The sequence below is a fragment of the Cupriavidus sp. PET2-C1 genome, assembly GCF_054515855.1.
Window position 1 is genome coordinate 2,887,434 of sequence record NZ_CM137259.1, and the last position, 16,190, is coordinate 2,903,623.

The window sequence follows — 16,190 nt, forward strand, 5'->3', positions numbered from 1 at the left end:
GAAGTCGCCCAAAGGCAACTTCGGCGCTGACGGCGGTCACGTGGGAGTAGTGTTCAGGTAGAACAGAATTTGATAGTGGATGCCCACCCGGCATCCACTCTGGTGAGAGAAGTCCCGCCCGCACCGGGAAACGGTGCCGCCGGCATGCTTCCAACGCCGCCTGACTGGTTATACCGGCGCCCGGTCGCAGAACTCCAAGAAGCAGTAGGTGCGCCCGCCAGGAGATGTCAGGAAGCGAAGCAGCATTGCCGTGACGACAAACTTGCTCTTTGACGCGTCTAGCCCTTCCGCGGCCGGCCGCGGTGCGATGGCGCCTCTTTGCGCCCGCGCCGCCGCCATGCCAGCCGGAAACCCGCTGGGTCGCTGCGCAAAGCAGCACACCGGCGTTCTCTCCGACCATGCGGACGGCGCTTTCGACGTCGTTACCTCTCTTTCACCCGTGCCCAGCCGGCCGCGCTCATTTGCGCGACGGCGCTTTCGGCAATTCTCGCGCCCTCACTCGCTCCCTCGCGTGCTCCACGGAACGAACGCCGCGGGCACCGCATGCCGGTGCAATCCGCGGCATTGAGTGAGGTAATGCGATGAAACGCATGCTTTTCAACGCGACGCAGCAAGAGGAACTGCGCGTCGCCATCGTCGACGGTCAGAAGCTGATCGACATCGACATCGAAGCCGCCGGGCGCGAACAGCGCAAGGGCAACATCTACAAGGGTGTCATCACCCGGATCGAGCCCTCGCTGGAAGCCTGCTTCGTCAACTACGGCGAAGAACGCCACGGCTTCCTGCCCTTCAAGGAAGTCGCACGCGCCTTTTTCAAGGAAGGCGTGGACGTGCGCAACGCGCGCATCCAGGACGCGTTGCATGAAGGCCAGGAACTGATCGTCCAGGTGGAAAAGGAAGAGCGCGGCAACAAGGGCGCGGCGCTGACCACCTTTATCTCGCTGGCCGGCCGTTACCTGGTGCTGATGCCCAACAACCCGCGCGGCGGCGGCGTATCGCGCCGCATCGAGGGCGAGGACCGCCAGGAACTGCGCGAGACCATGGGCCAGCTGGCCGTGCCCGAGGGCATGAGCATCATCGCCCGCACCGCGGGTATCGGCCGCTCGGCCGAAGAGCTCCAGTGGGACCTGAACTACCTGCTGCAACTGTGGAAGGCCATCGACGGCGCCGCCGGCGACAACAAGGCCCCGCTGCTGATCTATCTCGAGTCCAGCCTGGTGATTCGCGCCATCCGCGATTACTTCCAGCCGGATATCGGCGAGATCCTGATCGACACCGACGAAATCTACGAGCAGGCCCGCGCCTTCATGAGCGTGGTCATGCCCGACAACATGAACCGCGTGAAGAAGTACCGGGACGACGTCCCCCTCTTCTCGCGCTTCCAGATCGAGCACCAGATCGAGTCGGCTTATTCGCGCATGGTGATGCTGCCCTCGGGCGGCGCCATCGTGATCGACCACACCGAAGCCCTGGTCTCGGTGGACGTGAACTCGGCCCGCGCCACCAAGGGCGCCGACATCGAGGAAACCGCGCTGCGCACCAACCTCGAAGCCGCCGACGAAATCGCCCGCCAGCTGCGCCTGCGCGACCTGGGCGGCCTGATCGTGATCGACTTCATCGACATGGAAGCCAGCAAGGCCCAGAAGGACGTGGAAACGCGCCTGAAGGATGCCCTGCGCCATGACCGTGCCCGCGTGCAGATGGGCAAGATCAGCCGCTTCGGCCTGATGGAGCTGTCGCGCCAGCGCCTGCGCCCGTCGCTGTCGGAAGGCTCGCACATCACTTGCCCGCGCTGCAACGGCACCGGCCATATCCGGGATACCGAATCCTCCGCCCTGCAGGTCCTGCGCATCATCCAGGAAGAAGGGATGAAGGAAAACACCGCCGCCATCCACTGCCAGGTGCCGGTGGAAGTGGCTGCGTTCCTGCTCAACGAGAAGCGCCAGGACATCAACCTGATCGAGATGCGCTTCAAGGTCAACGTGCTGCTGATCCCCAACAAGCACCTGGAGACCCCGCACTACAAGCTGGAGCGCCTGCGCCACGACGACCCGCGCCTGGAAGACAGCATGGCCAGCTACAAGATGGCCGAGGCTGCCGCCAAGGAACTGGAAGCCGACACCAGCTACAGCAGCCGCAAGAAGGAAGACGCCAAGCCGCGCCAGGAAGCTGCCGTCAAGGGCATCACCCCGGAACAGCCGGCACCCGTCTCGGTGCCGCGCGCCGAGCGCGCCCCGCGCCCGGAAGCCGCGGCGGCAGCCGCACGTCCGGTGCCGGCTACCCAGCCGGTGGTCGGCGGTGGCTTCATCGGCTGGCTGAAGAACCTGTTCGGCGCCAAGCCCGCAGCGCCCGCCGTCGAGCCGGCCAAGCCGGTTGATGCGGAGCAGCGCAGCGCTGAGAGCCGTCGCGAACGCGGCCAACGTGGCGAACGCGGTGAAGGCCGTGGCCAGCGCGGCGAACGCGGTGGCGAGCGCGGCGGCGAACGTGGCGACCGCCAGGGCCGTGGCCAGCGCGGCGAGCGCGCACCCCAGGAACGTGGCGAGCGCGCGGACCGCGGCGAACAGCGCGCGGAGCGTGGCGAGCGCGTCGAAGCGCGCGGTGAACGTGGCGAACAACGTGGCGAGCGCGGCGAACAACGCGGCGAGCGCAGCAGCCGCGCCCCGCGCCAGGCCGCACTGGAAGTCCAGCCGGCCCGTCAACCCGAAGGCGCACCGGCCGAGCGTACGGAAGGCCGTGGCGAAGGCCGCCGCGACCGCAACCAGGAACGCCGCGAGCGCCAGCGCGACCGCCAGCGTGAACGAGGTGACGCGCCGCGCGAAGGCGAAGCCACCGAAGGCCTGGCTGCCGAAGCCGTAGCCGCGACCGCCGCAGCTGTCGTAGCAGCGCCGGCCGTAGCCGCAGCGGTTGCCTCGCACGATGACGCCGACAACGCACGCACCGACCTGCCGGAAGGCACGGAAGGCGCCGAGAACGGTGAAGGCGAAGAACGCCGCCGCCGCAATCGCCGTGGCCGCAACCGCTATCGCCGCGAACGCGACGACGGCGCCCAGGCAACCGAAGGCGCGGAAAGCGCGGAAGGCGAGTACACGGCGGAAGTGCGCGAAAGCACCCAGGCCGCCGCCCCGGCTGTGGTCGCCCAAGCGCCAGCGATCGAAGCCGCTGCCGTGCCGGTTGCCGAAAGCGCACCGAGCGCTCCGGCTTACCAGCCCGCCGAAGCTGCCGTAGTGACGCAACAGCCCGTGGCACCGCCGGCGGAGCCGGTGGTCGTGCAAGCCGCGCCGATCTCGGCGCCGGTCGCTGCGCCGATCGTCGAAACGGTTGCCGAGCCAGTGGCTGAAACGGTGGTTGAGACGATCGCAGCAAGCCCGGCCGCCTACCAGCCGGCACCGGCTCCGGTTGTGGCCGAAGCTGTCGTGGAAGCCCCTGCTGTCGTGGCGCCTGCCGTTGAAGTGCCGGCCGCTGCCCCGGTGGCAACGGTAGCCCCCGTGGCCCCTGTAGCCCCGGCAGCCCCGGTGGCGATCGAAAGCCTGCAGCCGATGCTGGCATCAGCTGGCCTGGAATGGGTCAACACCGACACCAGCAAGCTGCGCGCAGCGCAGGAAGCGGCTGCCAGCATCCCGCCGGCAGCGCGCGTCGTGCGGGAGCGCAAGCCTCTGCCGCCGTTGCCTGAAGGTCCGATGATCCTGGTCGAAACCGGTGGCGATACCGCTGGAACGCCGCAGAAGTAAGCGGCACCCTCGCGGGTAGCAAGGAAAGGGACGGCGATGCCGTCCCTTTTTCATGCCTGCGCGCTTTGTCCAGGGTGATGCCGGCGGTACCATGCCCGGCTCGGCTAGAATGACAAATAGATGGCACCCGAAAGATGGTGCCCGGAACGGGCGATGCTGCCCTGTGCAATCGCGCCAGAGCCGCCCGTCACCCGCACTGCCACGCCCCCAGGCCATGACCGAATCCGTCATTCCCATTTTCGACCTGCGCGATCATCGCTACCGCTCGATGACGCCAAGCATTCCGGCCGTGCTCGCCGCACCATCCGGGCTGGTTGCCGACACGCGCGGCAGGCCGCTCCATGATCTGCGCATCTCGGTCACGGATCGCTGCAATTTCCGCTGCGTCTACTGCATGCCCAAGGAAGTGTTCGACAAGGACTACACCTTCCTGCCCCACTCCGAGTTGCTGAGTTTCGAGGAAATCGAGCGCGCGGCTCGCCTCTTCGTTGCGCACGGCGTGGAAAAGATCCGCCTCACCGGCGGCGAGCCGCTGCTGCGCAAGAACATCGAGAAGCTGGTGGAAATGCTGGCGCGCATCGACACGGTGTCTGGCAAGCCGCTGGACCTCACCCTCACCACCAACGCCTCGCTGCTGGCCCGCAAGGCGCGCGCGCTGCGCGATGCGGGCCTGACGCGGGTGAGCGTGAGCCTGGACGCCATCGACGACGCCACCTTCCGCCGCATGAACGATGTCGACTTCGCGGTGCGCGATGTGCTGGACGGCATCGAGGCCGCCCAGGCGGCCGGGCTGGCGCCGATCAAGGTCAACATGGTGGTCAAGCGCGGCACCAACGATGGGGAGATCGTGCCGATGGCCGCGCATTTCCGCGGCAGCGGCATCATCCTGCGCTTTATCGAGTTCATGGACGTGGGTGCGAGCAACCACTGGCAGATGGATGAGGTGCTGCCCTCGGCCGACGTGGTGCGCCGCATCCACGAGGCCTTCCCGCTGGAAGCCATCCCAGCCAACTACAGCGGCGAAACCGCCGAGCGCTGGCGCTACCGCGATGGCGCCGGCGAGATCGGCGTTATTTCCAGCGTCACCCGCGCCTTCTGCGGCGACTGCAGCCGCATCCGCCTGTCGACCGAAGGCCGGCTCTACCTGTGCCTGTTCGCCACCGAAGGCTACGACCTGCGCGCGCTGCTGCGCGGCGAGCATACCGACCTGGAAATCTCCAACGCCATTGCCGGGGTCTGGCAAGGGCGCACCGATCGCTACTCGGAACAGCGCAGCGACCCCGCGGTGCGGCAGGCGCGTGCCGAGAACAAGATCGAGATGTCCTATATTGGCGGCTGACGACAGCCGCCCCGCCCAACCCATCACCCAATATCCAATCCTCCCATCCCCCCGATGATTTCTCGCGAAGACATTACCGGCCTGATCCTGGCCGGCGGCAGGGGCAGCCGCATGGGCGGCACCGACAAGGGCCTGCAGCCGTTTCGCGGCTCGCCCATGGCGATGCATACGCTGATGCGCCTGTCCGCACAGACCGGCGGCATGCTGATCAACGCCAACCGCAACCTGGCCGCGTATGAGTCCTTCGGCGTGCCGGTGGTCACCGATTCGGTGCCGGACTTCGCCGGGCCCCTGGCTGGCATGCTGGCCGGGCTGGAGCAATGCCAGACGGGCTGGATGCTGAGCGCCCCCTGCGACTCGCCTTTCCTGCCATCCGACCTGGCCGTGCGCCTGGCGAGCGCGATCGACGCGCAAGGCGCCGAGATGGCCATCCCGGTCACCATCGACGCGGATGGCCGCCGGCAGGTCCAGCCGGTGTTTTGCCTGATGCCGGTCACGGCACTCGACGGCCTGGTGGCTTTCCTCAACGGCGGCGGCCGCAAGATCGAAACCTGGGCCGCCTCACACCGCCTGGCCGAAGTGCTGTTCGAAGACGCCGGCGCCTTCGCCAATATCAATACCCTGGATGAGTTGCGCACGCTCGAAGCGCGCTGACAACCCAAGCCAGGCCGCTGCCCCGGGAACGGTCCATGCCATCACTACAATCTGTTATTTCCTGCCTGTCCGACTACGATCCCGGTGCGTTGCCGGTGGCGCAGGCCAACCAGATCATCGGCGAGGTGGTCGAGCCCGTGAGGGGCACCGAGCAGGTCGCCCTGCGCACGGCGCTCGACCGCGTGCTGGCCGAAGACGTCATCTCCAGGCTGGACGTGCCCGCGCACGATAACTCCGCCATGGACGGCTATGCGTTCGCCAGCAGCGAGTTGGCCGCGGGCGGCAACGTGACCCTGACGGTGGTCGGCAGCGCCTTTGCCGGCGCTGCCTGCGAGCAAGCGGTCGCGCGCGGCCAGGCTGCGCGCATCATGACGGGCGCCATCATGCCGGCCGGCTGCGACACCGTGATTCCCCAGGAATTCGTCGACGTCGAAGGCGAGCGGATTCGCTTTGACGCCAAGGCGGTACGGGCCGGCGACAACCGCCGCCTGCGCGGCGAGGACCTCGCCATCGGCCAGCCGGCACTGGCCACCGGACGCATCCTGCAGCCGGCCGACCTTGGCCTGCTGGCGTCGCTGGGCGTGGCCGAAGTCAAGGTGCGGCGCCGCCTGCGCGTGGCGTTCTTCTCCACCGGCGACGAACTGCGCTCCATTGGCGAGCCGCTCGATGCGGGCTGCGTCTACGACTCGAACCGCTACACGCTGCACGGCATGCTGCGGCGGCTGAACGTCGACCTGATCGACATGGGCGTGGTGCCCGACGATCCCGCCGCGCTCGAAGCGGCATTCCGCAGCGCGTGCGAAAACGCCGACGCGGTCATCACCTCGGGCGGCGTCTCGGTGGGAGAAGCCGACTACACCAAGCAGATCATGGCCCAGCTTGGCGATGTGACCTTCTGGAAGATCGCCATGCGCCCCGGGCGGCCCATGGCCTTCGGCCGTATTGCGTCCCACGGCCGCGAAGCGCTGCTGTTCGGCCTGCCAGGCAACCCGGTGGCGGTGATGGTGACGTTCTATCACTTCGTGCGGGCCGCCCTGCACCGCCAGATGGGCGCCAAGGTGGCGCCCCTGCCGCTGATGCGCGTGCGCAGCGCCCAGGCGATCCGCAAGAAACCTGGCCGCACCGAATACCAGCGCGGCATCCTGGCGCCGGCCCCGGAGGGCGGCTGGCAGGTGAGCATCACCGGGCAGCAGGGCTCGGGCGTGCTGCGCTCGATGAGCGAGGCCAATTGCTTCATCGTGCTGGGCCACGAACAGGGCATGGTCGCCGCCGGCGACGAGGTCGAAGTCATGCTGTTCGACGGGCTGATGTAAGCGCTGGCAGAAAGCCCGCCACGGTACGCTGGCTGCACCTTTGTGTCGTTTTTGTGCAGCAGTTTTGCCGGGGTTTCGCAAGCATATTGGCGGTTTTCCGTACCCCGCGAGTGCCGGACTATGCGCCGCCTCCCCCATTGGATACACTTGCGCAACATTACTTTGCTTACTGCCCAAGCTGTCATGAATCAGGAGATTGCGTACCTCCACCCGGTCAAAACCGCCCGCGCGCTCGTGCTCGTGTACCTGTGTTTTTCGGTACCCATCGTCTCGCTGGGCCTGTTCGTGGCCTTTATCCGCTATGGCGACCTGCCCGGCATCACCGTCTTCACCGCACTGATTCTCAATGCGCTGATCGGTTTCGGCCTGCTCTGGCTCGCCTGCAAGGCCTACAACTGGGTGGCAGCGCGTTTCGGCGGCATCGAGGTGACAATCCGCGACTTGTCCTGAACGGCCAGCCGCCAAAACGTAAAAAGCGCATCGAATCGATGCGCTTTTTTTTTTGCCCGGCGCCAGCGTTCTTTGTCCCTCAACCGCCTGCGGCCTCGTCATCCGCCACGGCGGCCAGGCCGAGCAGTTCCTGCGCGTTCTCGCCCGGCAGGGCTTCCACGGTGCGCAGCTTGCGCTCCATCTGGCGCGTACGCACCTCGGCCTGCTCGATGTTGCGGGCAGCGCGTTCCAACGTGTCGCGGGTCTTGGCCAGCACATCGCCGAACTTGCCGAACTCGGTCTTGACCGCGCCCAGCACCTCCCAGACTTCGCTTGAGCGGCGCTCCAGCGCCAGGGTGCGAAACCCCATCTGCAAACTGTTGAGCAACGCGGCCAGCGTGGTCGGCCCGGCTACCGTCACGCGGAAATTGCGCTGCAGCAGGTCGGCCAGCCCCGGGCGCCGCAAGACTTCGGCATACAAGCCCTCGGTGGGCAGGAAGAGGATGGCGAAGTCCGTGGTGGCCGGCGGCGACACGTATTTCTCGGAGATCGTCTGGGCCTCGCGCTTGATCGCGGCTTCCAGTTCGCGCCCGGCCAGCGCCACGCCATCGACATCGCCGCGTTCCTGCGCGTCGAGCAGGCGCTCGTACTGATCCTTCGGGAACTTGGCATCGATCGGCAGCCACACCTGCCCGCCGGCAGCGTCCTTGCCCGGCAGGCGAATCGCAAACTCCACGCGCGCACCGGTATTGCGCACCGTCTCCACGTTCTTGGCGTACTGCTCGGCGGTTAGCACCTGCTCAAGCAACATCTCCAGCTGCACTTCGCCCCATGTCCCGCGCGACTTGACGTTGGTCAGCACCCGCTTGAGGTCGCCCACGCCCTGAGCCAGCACCTGCATTTCGCCAAGGCCCCGGTGCACCTGCTCGAGCCGGTCCGAGACCAGCTTGAAGGACTCGCCCAGCCGCTGCTCCAGCGTGGCGTGCAGCTTCTCATCGACGGTGCGGCGCATCTCCTCGAGCTTGGCCGCGTTGTTGACCTCGATCTCCTTGAGCCGCTGCTCCAGCGTGGCGCGCACTTCGCCCAGGCGGCGCTCGTTGCCCTCGGACATCTGCGCCAGCTGCTGCTGCAGCCCGTCACCAAATCGGCGCAGCGCGCTGCCTTGCTCGTCGCGCGCCTGCTGGCCCTGTTGCAGCAGGTTCTGCCGGACCTGCTCGAGCTGCTGGGCGTTGGACTCGGTCAGCTTGGCAAGCTGCTGCGCGAACATGTCGATCTGGTTGTTCTGCAGCGTGGCGATACTGGTGAGCTGCGAGGACAGAGCCTGCTGGAAACGCATCATCTGCTGGCCGGCTTCGCCACGGCCGACGCGCGCGCTCTCGGTCACCTCGGTGCGCAGCTCGCGCTCCAGGCGCTCGTTGCCGCGCGCGCCTTCGGCGCGCAGGTCGGCGAGCTGGCGCAGCAGCTCCGGGCCGGCACCGTCCTGTGCCACGCGGGGTCGCAGCAGCAACACCACCAGCAGCAGCACGGCGGCCAGTGCAAGGGCCAGGGTCAACAGAGAAATCAAGGTCATGAACAGGTTGGCAGGTGTTGGCAGCGAAAAGATCAGCGGCGGTGCGCCATCACTTCGGGATTGATCACGGAAGGCGGCTGCCCTGCCTGCGGTCCCACGCCGAGCGCGGCGATCAGGTTGTCGGCGGCCAGATCCGCCATGGCGCGGCGGGTCTTCTCCGAGGCGCTGGCGATATGCGGGGTCAGCACCACGTTGGGCACCGTCAGCAGGTCGGGATGGACCTGCGGCTCGCCCTCGAACACGTCGAGCCCGGCAGCGAAGATGCGCCGTTCGCGCAGCGCCTGGGCCAGCGCAGCATCGTCGACCACACCGCCGCGCGCCAGGTTGACCAGCGTGGCCGACGGCTTCATCTGCGCCAGCTCGGCCGCGCCGATGCTGTGATGGCTCTGCGCGCTATACGGCAGCACCAGCAGCAAATGATCGGACTGTGCCAGCAGCTCGGCCTTGCTGACATAGCGCGCGTTGAGCGCGTGCTCGGTGTCACGGGCCAGGCGGCTGCGGTTGTGATAGAGCACCGACATGCCAAACCCCGCGGCGCGGCGTGCCAGCGCCTGGCCGATGCGGCCCATGCCAAGGATGCCGAGCGTGCTGCGGTACAGGTCCATCCCGAGGAACATGTCATAGCTCCACCGCTCCCACTTGCCAGCACGCAGCCAGTGCTCGGACTCGGTCAAGCGGCGCGCGGTCGCCATCAGCAAGGCCCAGCCGAAATCGGCCGTGGTCTCGGTCAGCACATCGGGCGTATTGGTGGCCACGATCCCGGCGGCGGTCAGCGCCGGCACATCAAGGTTGTTGTACCCCACCGCCATGTTGCAGACCGCGCGCAAGGCCGGCAGCCCGGCCACCAGCCCGGCATCGATGCGGTCCGCGGCATTGGCCAGCACGCCGGACTTGCCGGCGAGGCGCGCCTTGAGCGCGGCGCCATCCAGCGTCACGTCCGGCTGGTTGTCGTCGACGTCGAAGTACTGCGCGAGCCGGTCGATCACTTCGGGAAAGACGGCGCGGGTCACGAGAACGGAAGGCTTGGTCATGCTCACACTCACACGCGGAAGAAGATAAAGGTCATCACCAGGAACAGCGGCACCAGCACGCAGATCGACCACAGCATGTAGCCGAAGAAGCTGGGCATGCGCACGCCGCGGCTTTCGGCAATTGCCTTGACCATCAGGTTGGGCGCGTTGCCGATATAGGTATTGGCGCCCATGAACACGGCGCCGGCCGAGATAGCCGCGAGCGTTGAGGCGTCGCGCGTCATCAGCGTGGCGGGGTCGCCGCCTGCGGTATTGAAGAACACCAGGTAGGTCGGCGCATTGTCCAGGAAGGACGAAAGAATGCCCGTGGCCCAGAAATACATGCTGTCGATGGGCTGGCCGCCGCTATCGCTGACCATGCGGATCACGCTGGCGAAGGCGCCGTCGGTGCCGGCCTTGAGCATGGCGATCACGGGAATGATGGTGAGGAAGATGCCGGCGAACAGCTTGCCGACTTCCAGGATCGGTTCCCAGTTGAATTCGTTGCCCGTGCGCGCCGTGGTCGGCGTGATCAGCAGGGACACGAGCGCCACTACCACCAGCAACACATCGCGCACCGCCGCCGGCAGGCCGACCATGGTGCCCATCACGTTGAACTCGATGCCGGGCTTCCACAGCCCGCTCATCAGCACCAGGCCCACCACCGCCAGCAGCAGCACGAAATTGCGCTTGCCCTCGATGCGGATGCCCGCGGAATCGGGCGTGGGGTCCGCCGTCTGCGGCAACTCCTCTTCCTTGTTCAGGTAGTAGTGGCGATCGACGAAATAAAAAATCACCAGCAGTGCGATGCAGATGAACAGCGTCTCAGGCAGGATGTTGCGCAGGGTCCAGAAGAAATCCACGCCTTTCAGGAAACCCAGGAACAGCGGCGGATCGCCCAGTGGCGTCAGCGCGCCGCCCGCATTGGCCGCCAGGAAAATAAAGAACACCACTACGTGCGCCACATGCCTGCGGTTGTCGTTGGCGCGCAGCAGCGGCCGGATCAGCAGCATGGCGGCGCCGGTGGTGCCCATCAGGCTGGCCAGCACCGTGCCGAGCGCCAGCAGGCCGGTATTCAGGCGCGGCGTGCCGTGCAGGTTGCCACGCACGCAGATGCCGCCGGCCACGATATAGAGCGCGGCGATCAGCGCGATAAAGGGGATGTACTCCGACAGCAGCGCGTGCACGGCATTGGCGGCGGCGGCATGCATGCCGAAGGCCTGCGCGAACGGTACCAGGAACAGCACTGCCCAGGCTGCGATGATCTTGCCGTAGTGGTGATGCCAGAAGCGCGGCGCGATCAGCGGGAACAGCGCGATCGACAGCAAGGTGCCGGCGAAGGGCAACGCCCACATCGGCGACAGCGTGGCGCCGTCGAGATCGGCGGCATGGACCAGGCTCGGGGCCAGCGTGAACAGCAGGGGTAGCAGTGCGGCGGCACGTCGCATCGGGCGGGATCTCCTTGTATCGGATTGCGTCACCCGGGCCTGATGGCGGCCGCGAGCGGAGAAAGCGCACGAGCCCGAATGGCCCGGCAAGCGGGCCGCAGGCGCGCGGCGAGACCCTCAAGTGTAAAGCAATCGCCGCACGGCTCCGCCGATTCCGGACGCCCTGGACTGCCGCGCTCAGTCCTGCTCGACGAGGATCACGTGCACGCGGTACGGGCCGTGCGCGCCGAGCACGATGGTCTGCTCGATGTCGCCGGTGCGCGAAGGCCCGCTGATGGTATTGGTGGCACGGGGCAGCTCCCCGCGCTCGCTGCGCACCAGCGCGAAGGCGTCCTCCAGGCCATCGACGATGCGCGAGACCGGCACCACCGCGATATGCGTCTCCGGCAGCAGCGCCGCCGAAGCGAAGGTCTGCGGGCCGGACAGCAGCATCAGCGAGCCGGTCTCGGCGATCGCGCAAAAGCAGCCCGTGATGCCGACCATGTCGCCATGGTCGTGATCGGCCTGCGCATCGCGGATGGGCGGGCGGCACTCCACGGCCAAGCCCTGCCCTTGCCAGTCCAGTGCCGCCAGGGTGTCCCAGGCCACGGTGCGGCGGGCCAGGCCAAGGCTGTCCAGGTAGCGCGCGGCCGCGGCCGGCACATCGGCCATCGTGGCCACCCGCTCCACCGTGGAGGCCATTTTCTGCGCTTGCTCGTGGAAGGCCTGGATCCGGTCCACCGGCGCCGGCGGACGGGGGCCGGCGGGATGGCGCGCGAGATAGTCGGCCACCGCCGCGCGCTCGCCGTTGCTCACCCCTGGCGCGCGGCCCTGGGCGGCGCGGATGCGGGCAAAGATGCGATCGCGGGCAGAGGTGGTGTCCATGAGTCGATTTCCGGAGGTTGGCGGCTTGGAGGCTTGGTGGCCTATTGGCCTATTGGCTTAGTGGATCTGGAGGCTGCGGCGACAGCGCGCTTGCATCGAACGCGAACGCTACGCCGGCGCCTTGATGCCAAACACCTGCCGCAGGTACGCCAGGTAGGCAGGATCGTCGCACATGGTCTTCTCGGGCGTGTCCGACAGCTTGGCCACGGGCTGTCCATTGCAGCGGGTCATCTTGATGACGATCTGCAGCGGCGTGTAGCCAAGATCGTTGGTCAGGTTGGTGCCCACGCCGAAGGCAAGCCGGCAGCGCCCGCCAAAGCGTTCGTACAGCTCGATCACGCGCGGGATGTCGAGGCTGTCGCTAAAGATCAGCGTCTTGCCCAGCGGGTCGACGCGGCTGGCGGCGTAGTGCGCCAGCATGCGTTCGCCCCAGGCGATGGGGTCGCCGGAATCGTGCCGCACGCCGTCGAACAGCTTGCAGAAGTACAGGTCGAAATCGCGCAGGAAGGCGTCAAAGCCATAGGTATCGGACAAGGCGATGCCGAGATCGCCGCGGTATTCCTTGGCCCAGACTTCCAGCGCGAACACCTGCGAGTCGCGCAGCCGCGGCCCCAGGGCCTGGCACGCCTGCAGGTATTCATGCGCCATGGTGCCAAGCGGAACCAGGTTATGCGTGCGCGCGAAATGCACATTGCTGGTGCCGGCCAGTTGCGGGCCGAGTACCCGGCGCATGGTATGCAACACCTCTTCCTGCCAGTCGCGCGAAAAACGGCGACGCGAGCCATAGTCGGCAATCACGCAGTCCGCATGGGCGGGCATCTTCAGCAAGGCCAGTTTGTCTTCCAGGCGCTTGCGCCCTTCGTTCCAGTCGGGCTGCGGCTGGGTGCGGCGGAAATAGACCTCGTTGACAATGGCCAGCAACGGCACCTCGAAGAGGATGGTATGCAGCCACGGCCCGCGAATGGTGATCTCGATCTCGCCACTGCCGGGGGCGGCGGGCGCGATCGTCACGTATTTCTCGTTGAGGTGGAACAAGCCGAGGAAGTCGACGAAATCGCTCTTGATAAAGCGTAGCTCGCGCAGGTATTGCAGCTCGTCCGGCGTAAAGCGGACCTGGCAGAGCTGCGCCACTTCTTCACGGATCTCGTCCACGTAGGGCGTCAGGTCGACCCCCGCGTTGCGGCATTTGAAGCGGTACTCGACCTGTGCCGCCGGGAAGTGATGCAGCACCACCTGCATCATGGTGAACTTGTACAGGTCGGTGTCGAGCAAGGAGGTAATGATCATGTCGGGCCAAACGGCAGTGCCGGGTCAGAGCGCCATGCTACCCGAAAGCGCGGCGCTCAAGCTATGAAGCCGCATCGGCCACACTGGCCTCATGCGCCATCGAGGAAAGGATCGGGCTGGCGGCCCCGCGCGCTGCCGCGCAGGCACCACAGGAGCTGCCCGCGATAACCCGGGCAGCCAACCAGCGTGGCCTGCGCCCGGGGCACGTCGGCGGGCAGCGGTTCGGCGAAGGTTGCCGAACGGGCCGTGATGCGCTCCTGGTAGACCCGCTGCGTGCCGCGACGGAACACCAGCACCTGCACCGGCGTGCCGCGCTCGGGCTGCAGGCTGGCGTCGCATGGCAGAAAGCCGGCCTGGCCGCAGTTGGCCATGCCCTCCCCCGCCGCCTCGACCACCACGCCGAAATCATCCCAGTCAAAGAGCGCCAGCGCACTCAGGGATACCGGCCTGTCGCTCATCGTGCGCCAGGCCATCAGGCGGGCCACCACGCTATCCGGCGGTCCGGCCTTGGCCAGCGTCTGCGCATGCGCGGCTGGCGTGGCCAGCGCCGCCAGGCATAGCAAGGCGCTCACCGCCTGGCTGAAACGGCAGCTGCGCGGCGACTCCCGGACTGGTCTTGGCATGGCGCACTCCTCACTCGGTTGGGCACGCGGCAATACCGCGCAGGCAAGCTCAGGCAGCATACAACGGCAACGCCGCACCGGCCAGATAAGCACATCGGCAGGCGTGACGCCAACTGTCTTGGATCAAATGCACATAAAGAAATAAGAAAACTATCTGATCTGGCTATATAGAGCGACTACCCTAGCGTTATGGCTCAGCTACAATATCGGTCTTTGATAGGCCACGGCCTTCGCTCGCGCTGCGTATGGTGAACCCGGTGAACGCTGGGTTGGGCCCGCACCGGCGTGATGAGCAAGGCACAACAGGCCAAATCCATTCCCATCGAAGCCGATCCCGTTTTTCTGGAACCGAAATGACTCACGTTGTCACCGAATCCTGCATCCGTTGCCGCTATACCGACTGCGTTGACGTGTGTCCGGTCGATTGTTTCCGCGAAGGCCCCAACTTCCTCGCCATCGACCCGGATGAGTGTATCGACTGCGCGGTGTGCGTGGCGGAATGCCCGGTCAACGCGATCTACGCCGAGGAAGACGTGCCGGGCGACCAGCAACAGTTCATCGACCTGAACGCCGAACTCGCACGCAACTGGCCCTCCATCACCAAGACCAAGGCCCCGCTGGCCGAAGCCGAGGAATGGAAGGACACGGCCGAAAAGCTGCAGTACCTGCAACGCTGATACCTGCAACACCAAAAGACAGGTCAGAAAGCCGTCCCCACCCACGCGCTTTCCCGTAATGCCGGGCACGCCTGTGCCCACAACGTATCAGGACGAATATGGACTTGAGCATCCCTAATCCCGTCGCCGACGCCACCAACCACGTTGCCGCCGGCAACGCTGGCGGCGGCCACCCGCTGGAAATCGACGCGCTGATCGTCGGTGCCGGTCCGGTCGGACTCTTCCAGGTCTTCGAACTGGGCCTGCTCGAAATCAAGGCGCACGTGATCGACTCCCTCAAGGTGGTCGGCGGCCAGTGCGTGGAGCTCTATCCGGACAAGCCCATCTACGACATCCCGGCCGTGCCCATCTGCACCGGCCAGGAACTGACGGACAACCTGCTCAAGCAGATCGAGCCGTTCGAGCCGACCTTCCACCTGGGCCAGGAAGTGGCCGTGGTGGAGCGCCGCGAAGATGGCCGCTTCTTCGTCGAAACCTCGCTCGGTACCCGCTTCATCACCAAGACCATCTTCATCGCCGCCGGCGTGGGTTCATTCCAGCCGCGCACGGTCAAGGTGGATGGCATCGACAAGTTCGACGGCAAGCAGCTGTTCTACCGCGTCAAGGATCCGAGCCGGTTCCACGGCCGCAACCTGGTCGTGGTCGGCGGTGGCGACTCCGCGCTCGACTGGACGCTGGACCTGGTGGGCAAGGCTGAATCCGTGGTGATGATCCATCGCCGCGACGGCTTCCGCGCCGCGCCGGCATCGGTCGCCAAGATGAAGGACTTGTGCGAGCAGATGGAGATGCAGTTCCTGGTGGGCCAAATCAGCGGCTACGAGGAAAAGGACGGCCTGCTCACTGAGATCAAGGTGACGGGCGCCGACGGCGTGACCCGCCGCCTGCCGCTCGACGACCTGCTGGTGTTCTTCGGCCTGTCGCCCAAACTGGGCCCGATCGCCGAATGGGGCCTGGACCTGGAGCGCAAGCAGATCAAGGTGGACACGGAGAAGTTCGAGACCAACATCCCGGGCATCTTCGCGGTGGGCGACATCAATACCTACCCCGGCAAGAAGAAGCTGATCCTCTCGGGCTTCCATGAAGCCGCGCTGGCCGCCTTCGGCGCCGCGCCCTACATCTTCCCCGAGAAGAAGATCCACATGCAGTACACGACCACTTCGCCGAAGCTGCACAAGATCCTCGGCGTCGATTCGCCGGTGTTCGACTGAACCTGGCGCGCCTGGCTCAGTGCTTGATGCAAAAAATCGC

13 protein-coding genes are annotated in these 16,190 nt (G+C 66.4%); 7 read left to right on the forward strand and 6 right to left on the reverse strand.

From position 1 onward, the window contains the following. The first annotated feature begins 581 nt into the window (after positions 1-581). From ACX12D_RS13095 to ACX12D_RS13115, 5 genes are all read left to right on the forward strand, one after another. Positions 582-3,728, forward strand: coding sequence for an Rne/Rng family ribonuclease (locus ACX12D_RS13095; protein WP_459371429.1), 3,147 nt, complete (start codon positions 582-584; stop codon positions 3,726-3,728). A 214-nt stretch (positions 3,729-3,942) separates the two neighbouring features. Beyond that, positions 3,943-5,067, forward strand: coding sequence for a GTP 3',8-cyclase MoaA (gene moaA / locus ACX12D_RS13100; RefSeq protein ID WP_459371430.1), 1,125 nt, complete (start codon positions 3,943-3,945; stop codon positions 5,065-5,067). A gap of 54 nt (positions 5,068-5,121) precedes the next feature. Then, positions 5,122-5,721: a molybdenum cofactor guanylyltransferase MobA gene (gene mobA / locus ACX12D_RS13105; RefSeq protein WP_459371431.1), complete on the forward strand. Its 600-nt coding sequence runs from the start codon at positions 5,122-5,124 to the stop codon at positions 5,719-5,721. Between the two features lie 35 nt (positions 5,722-5,756). Then, positions 5,757-7,034, forward strand: coding sequence for a molybdopterin molybdotransferase MoeA (gene moeA / locus ACX12D_RS13110; RefSeq protein WP_459371432.1), 1,278 nt, complete (start codon positions 5,757-5,759; stop codon positions 7,032-7,034). 183 nt (positions 7,035-7,217) lie between these two features. Then, positions 7,218-7,484, forward strand: coding sequence for a hypothetical protein (locus ACX12D_RS13115; protein WP_006158586.1), 267 nt, complete (start codon positions 7,218-7,220; stop codon positions 7,482-7,484). Between the two features lie 79 nt (positions 7,485-7,563). Here the strand turns inward: ACX12D_RS13115 and ACX12D_RS13120 are convergent, their stop codons facing one another. The 6 genes from ACX12D_RS13120 to ACX12D_RS13145 all read right to left on the reverse strand — a co-directional run bounded on the left by ACX12D_RS13120 (position 7,564) and on the right by ACX12D_RS13145 (position 14,265). Then, positions 7,564-9,033: a DNA recombination protein RmuC gene (locus tag ACX12D_RS13120; protein ID WP_459371433.1), complete on the reverse strand. Its 1,470-nt coding sequence runs from the start codon at positions 9,031-9,033 to the stop codon at positions 7,564-7,566. Positions 9,034-9,065: 32 nt separating this feature from the next. Continuing rightward, complete coding sequence (locus ACX12D_RS13125) at positions 9,066-10,064, reverse strand: 2-hydroxyacid dehydrogenase (protein ID WP_459371434.1); 999 nt, start codon at positions 10,062-10,064, stop codon at positions 9,066-9,068. Between the two features lie 8 nt (positions 10,065-10,072). Then, positions 10,073-11,491 (reverse strand): sodium:proton antiporter, encoded by a 1,419-nt coding sequence (locus tag ACX12D_RS13130; RefSeq protein WP_459371435.1) that lies wholly within the window; start codon positions 11,489-11,491, stop codon positions 10,073-10,075. Between the two features lie 177 nt (positions 11,492-11,668). Beyond that, complete coding sequence (locus ACX12D_RS13135) at positions 11,669-12,355, reverse strand: LutC/YkgG family protein (protein WP_459371436.1); 687 nt, start codon at positions 12,353-12,355, stop codon at positions 11,669-11,671. A 108-nt stretch (positions 12,356-12,463) separates the two neighbouring features. Then, on the reverse strand, positions 12,464-13,642 hold the full coding sequence (gene pncB, locus ACX12D_RS13140; protein WP_459371437.1) for a nicotinate phosphoribosyltransferase: 1,179 nt from the start codon (positions 13,640-13,642) through the stop codon (positions 12,464-12,466). An 89-nt stretch (positions 13,643-13,731) separates the two neighbouring features. Further along, positions 13,732-14,265, reverse strand: coding sequence for a hypothetical protein (locus ACX12D_RS13145; RefSeq protein ID WP_459371438.1), 534 nt, complete (start codon positions 14,263-14,265; stop codon positions 13,732-13,734). A gap of 353 nt (positions 14,266-14,618) precedes the next feature. Between ACX12D_RS13145 and fdxA the strand changes: the two genes are divergently transcribed. Together fdxA and ACX12D_RS13155 are read left to right on the forward strand one after the other, a co-directional pair. Beyond that, positions 14,619-14,942, forward strand: a complete 324-nt coding sequence (gene fdxA / locus ACX12D_RS13150) for a ferredoxin FdxA (RefSeq protein WP_043347955.1) — start codon at positions 14,619-14,621, stop codon at positions 14,940-14,942. A gap of 98 nt (positions 14,943-15,040) precedes the next feature. Beyond that, on the forward strand, positions 15,041-16,150 hold the full coding sequence (locus tag ACX12D_RS13155; RefSeq protein ID WP_150983139.1) for an NAD(P)/FAD-dependent oxidoreductase: 1,110 nt from the start codon (positions 15,041-15,043) through the stop codon (positions 16,148-16,150). Positions 16,151-16,190: the final 40 nt, after the last annotated feature.

Bases quoted from the DNA above. Each gene is read 5' to 3' on its own strand.
- ACX12D_RS13095 (WP_459371429.1), top strand. From the start codon at position 582: ATGAAACGCATGCTTTTCAACGCGACGCAGCAAGAGGAACTGCGCGTC.
- moaA (WP_459371430.1), top strand. From the start codon at position 3,943: ATGACCGAATCCGTCATTCCCATTTTCGACCTGCGCGATCATCGCTAC.
- mobA (WP_459371431.1), top strand. From the start codon at position 5,122: ATGATTTCTCGCGAAGACATTACCGGCCTGATCCTGGCCGGCGGCAGG.
- moeA (WP_459371432.1), top strand. From the start codon at position 5,757: ATGCCATCACTACAATCTGTTATTTCCTGCCTGTCCGACTACGATCCC.
- ACX12D_RS13115 (WP_006158586.1), top strand. From the start codon at position 7,218: ATGAATCAGGAGATTGCGTACCTCCACCCGGTCAAAACCGCCCGCGCG.
- ACX12D_RS13120 (WP_459371433.1), bottom strand. From the start codon at position 9,033: ATGACCTTGATTTCTCTGTTGACCCTGGCCCTTGCACTGGCCGCCGTG.
- ACX12D_RS13125 (WP_459371434.1), bottom strand. From the start codon at position 10,064: ATGACCAAGCCTTCCGTTCTCGTGACCCGCGCCGTCTTTCCCGAAGTG.
- ACX12D_RS13130 (WP_459371435.1), bottom strand. From the start codon at position 11,491: ATGCGACGTGCCGCCGCACTGCTACCCCTGCTGTTCACGCTGGCCCCG.
- ACX12D_RS13135 (WP_459371436.1), bottom strand. From the start codon at position 12,355: ATGGACACCACCTCTGCCCGCGATCGCATCTTTGCCCGCATCCGCGCC.
- pncB (WP_459371437.1), bottom strand. From the start codon at position 13,642: ATGATCATTACCTCCTTGCTCGACACCGACCTGTACAAGTTCACCATG.
- ACX12D_RS13145 (WP_459371438.1), bottom strand. From the start codon at position 14,265: ATGCCAAGACCAGTCCGGGAGTCGCCGCGCAGCTGCCGTTTCAGCCAG.
- fdxA (WP_043347955.1), top strand. From the start codon at position 14,619: ATGACTCACGTTGTCACCGAATCCTGCATCCGTTGCCGCTATACCGAC.
- ACX12D_RS13155 (WP_150983139.1), top strand. From the start codon at position 15,041: ATGGACTTGAGCATCCCTAATCCCGTCGCCGACGCCACCAACCACGTT.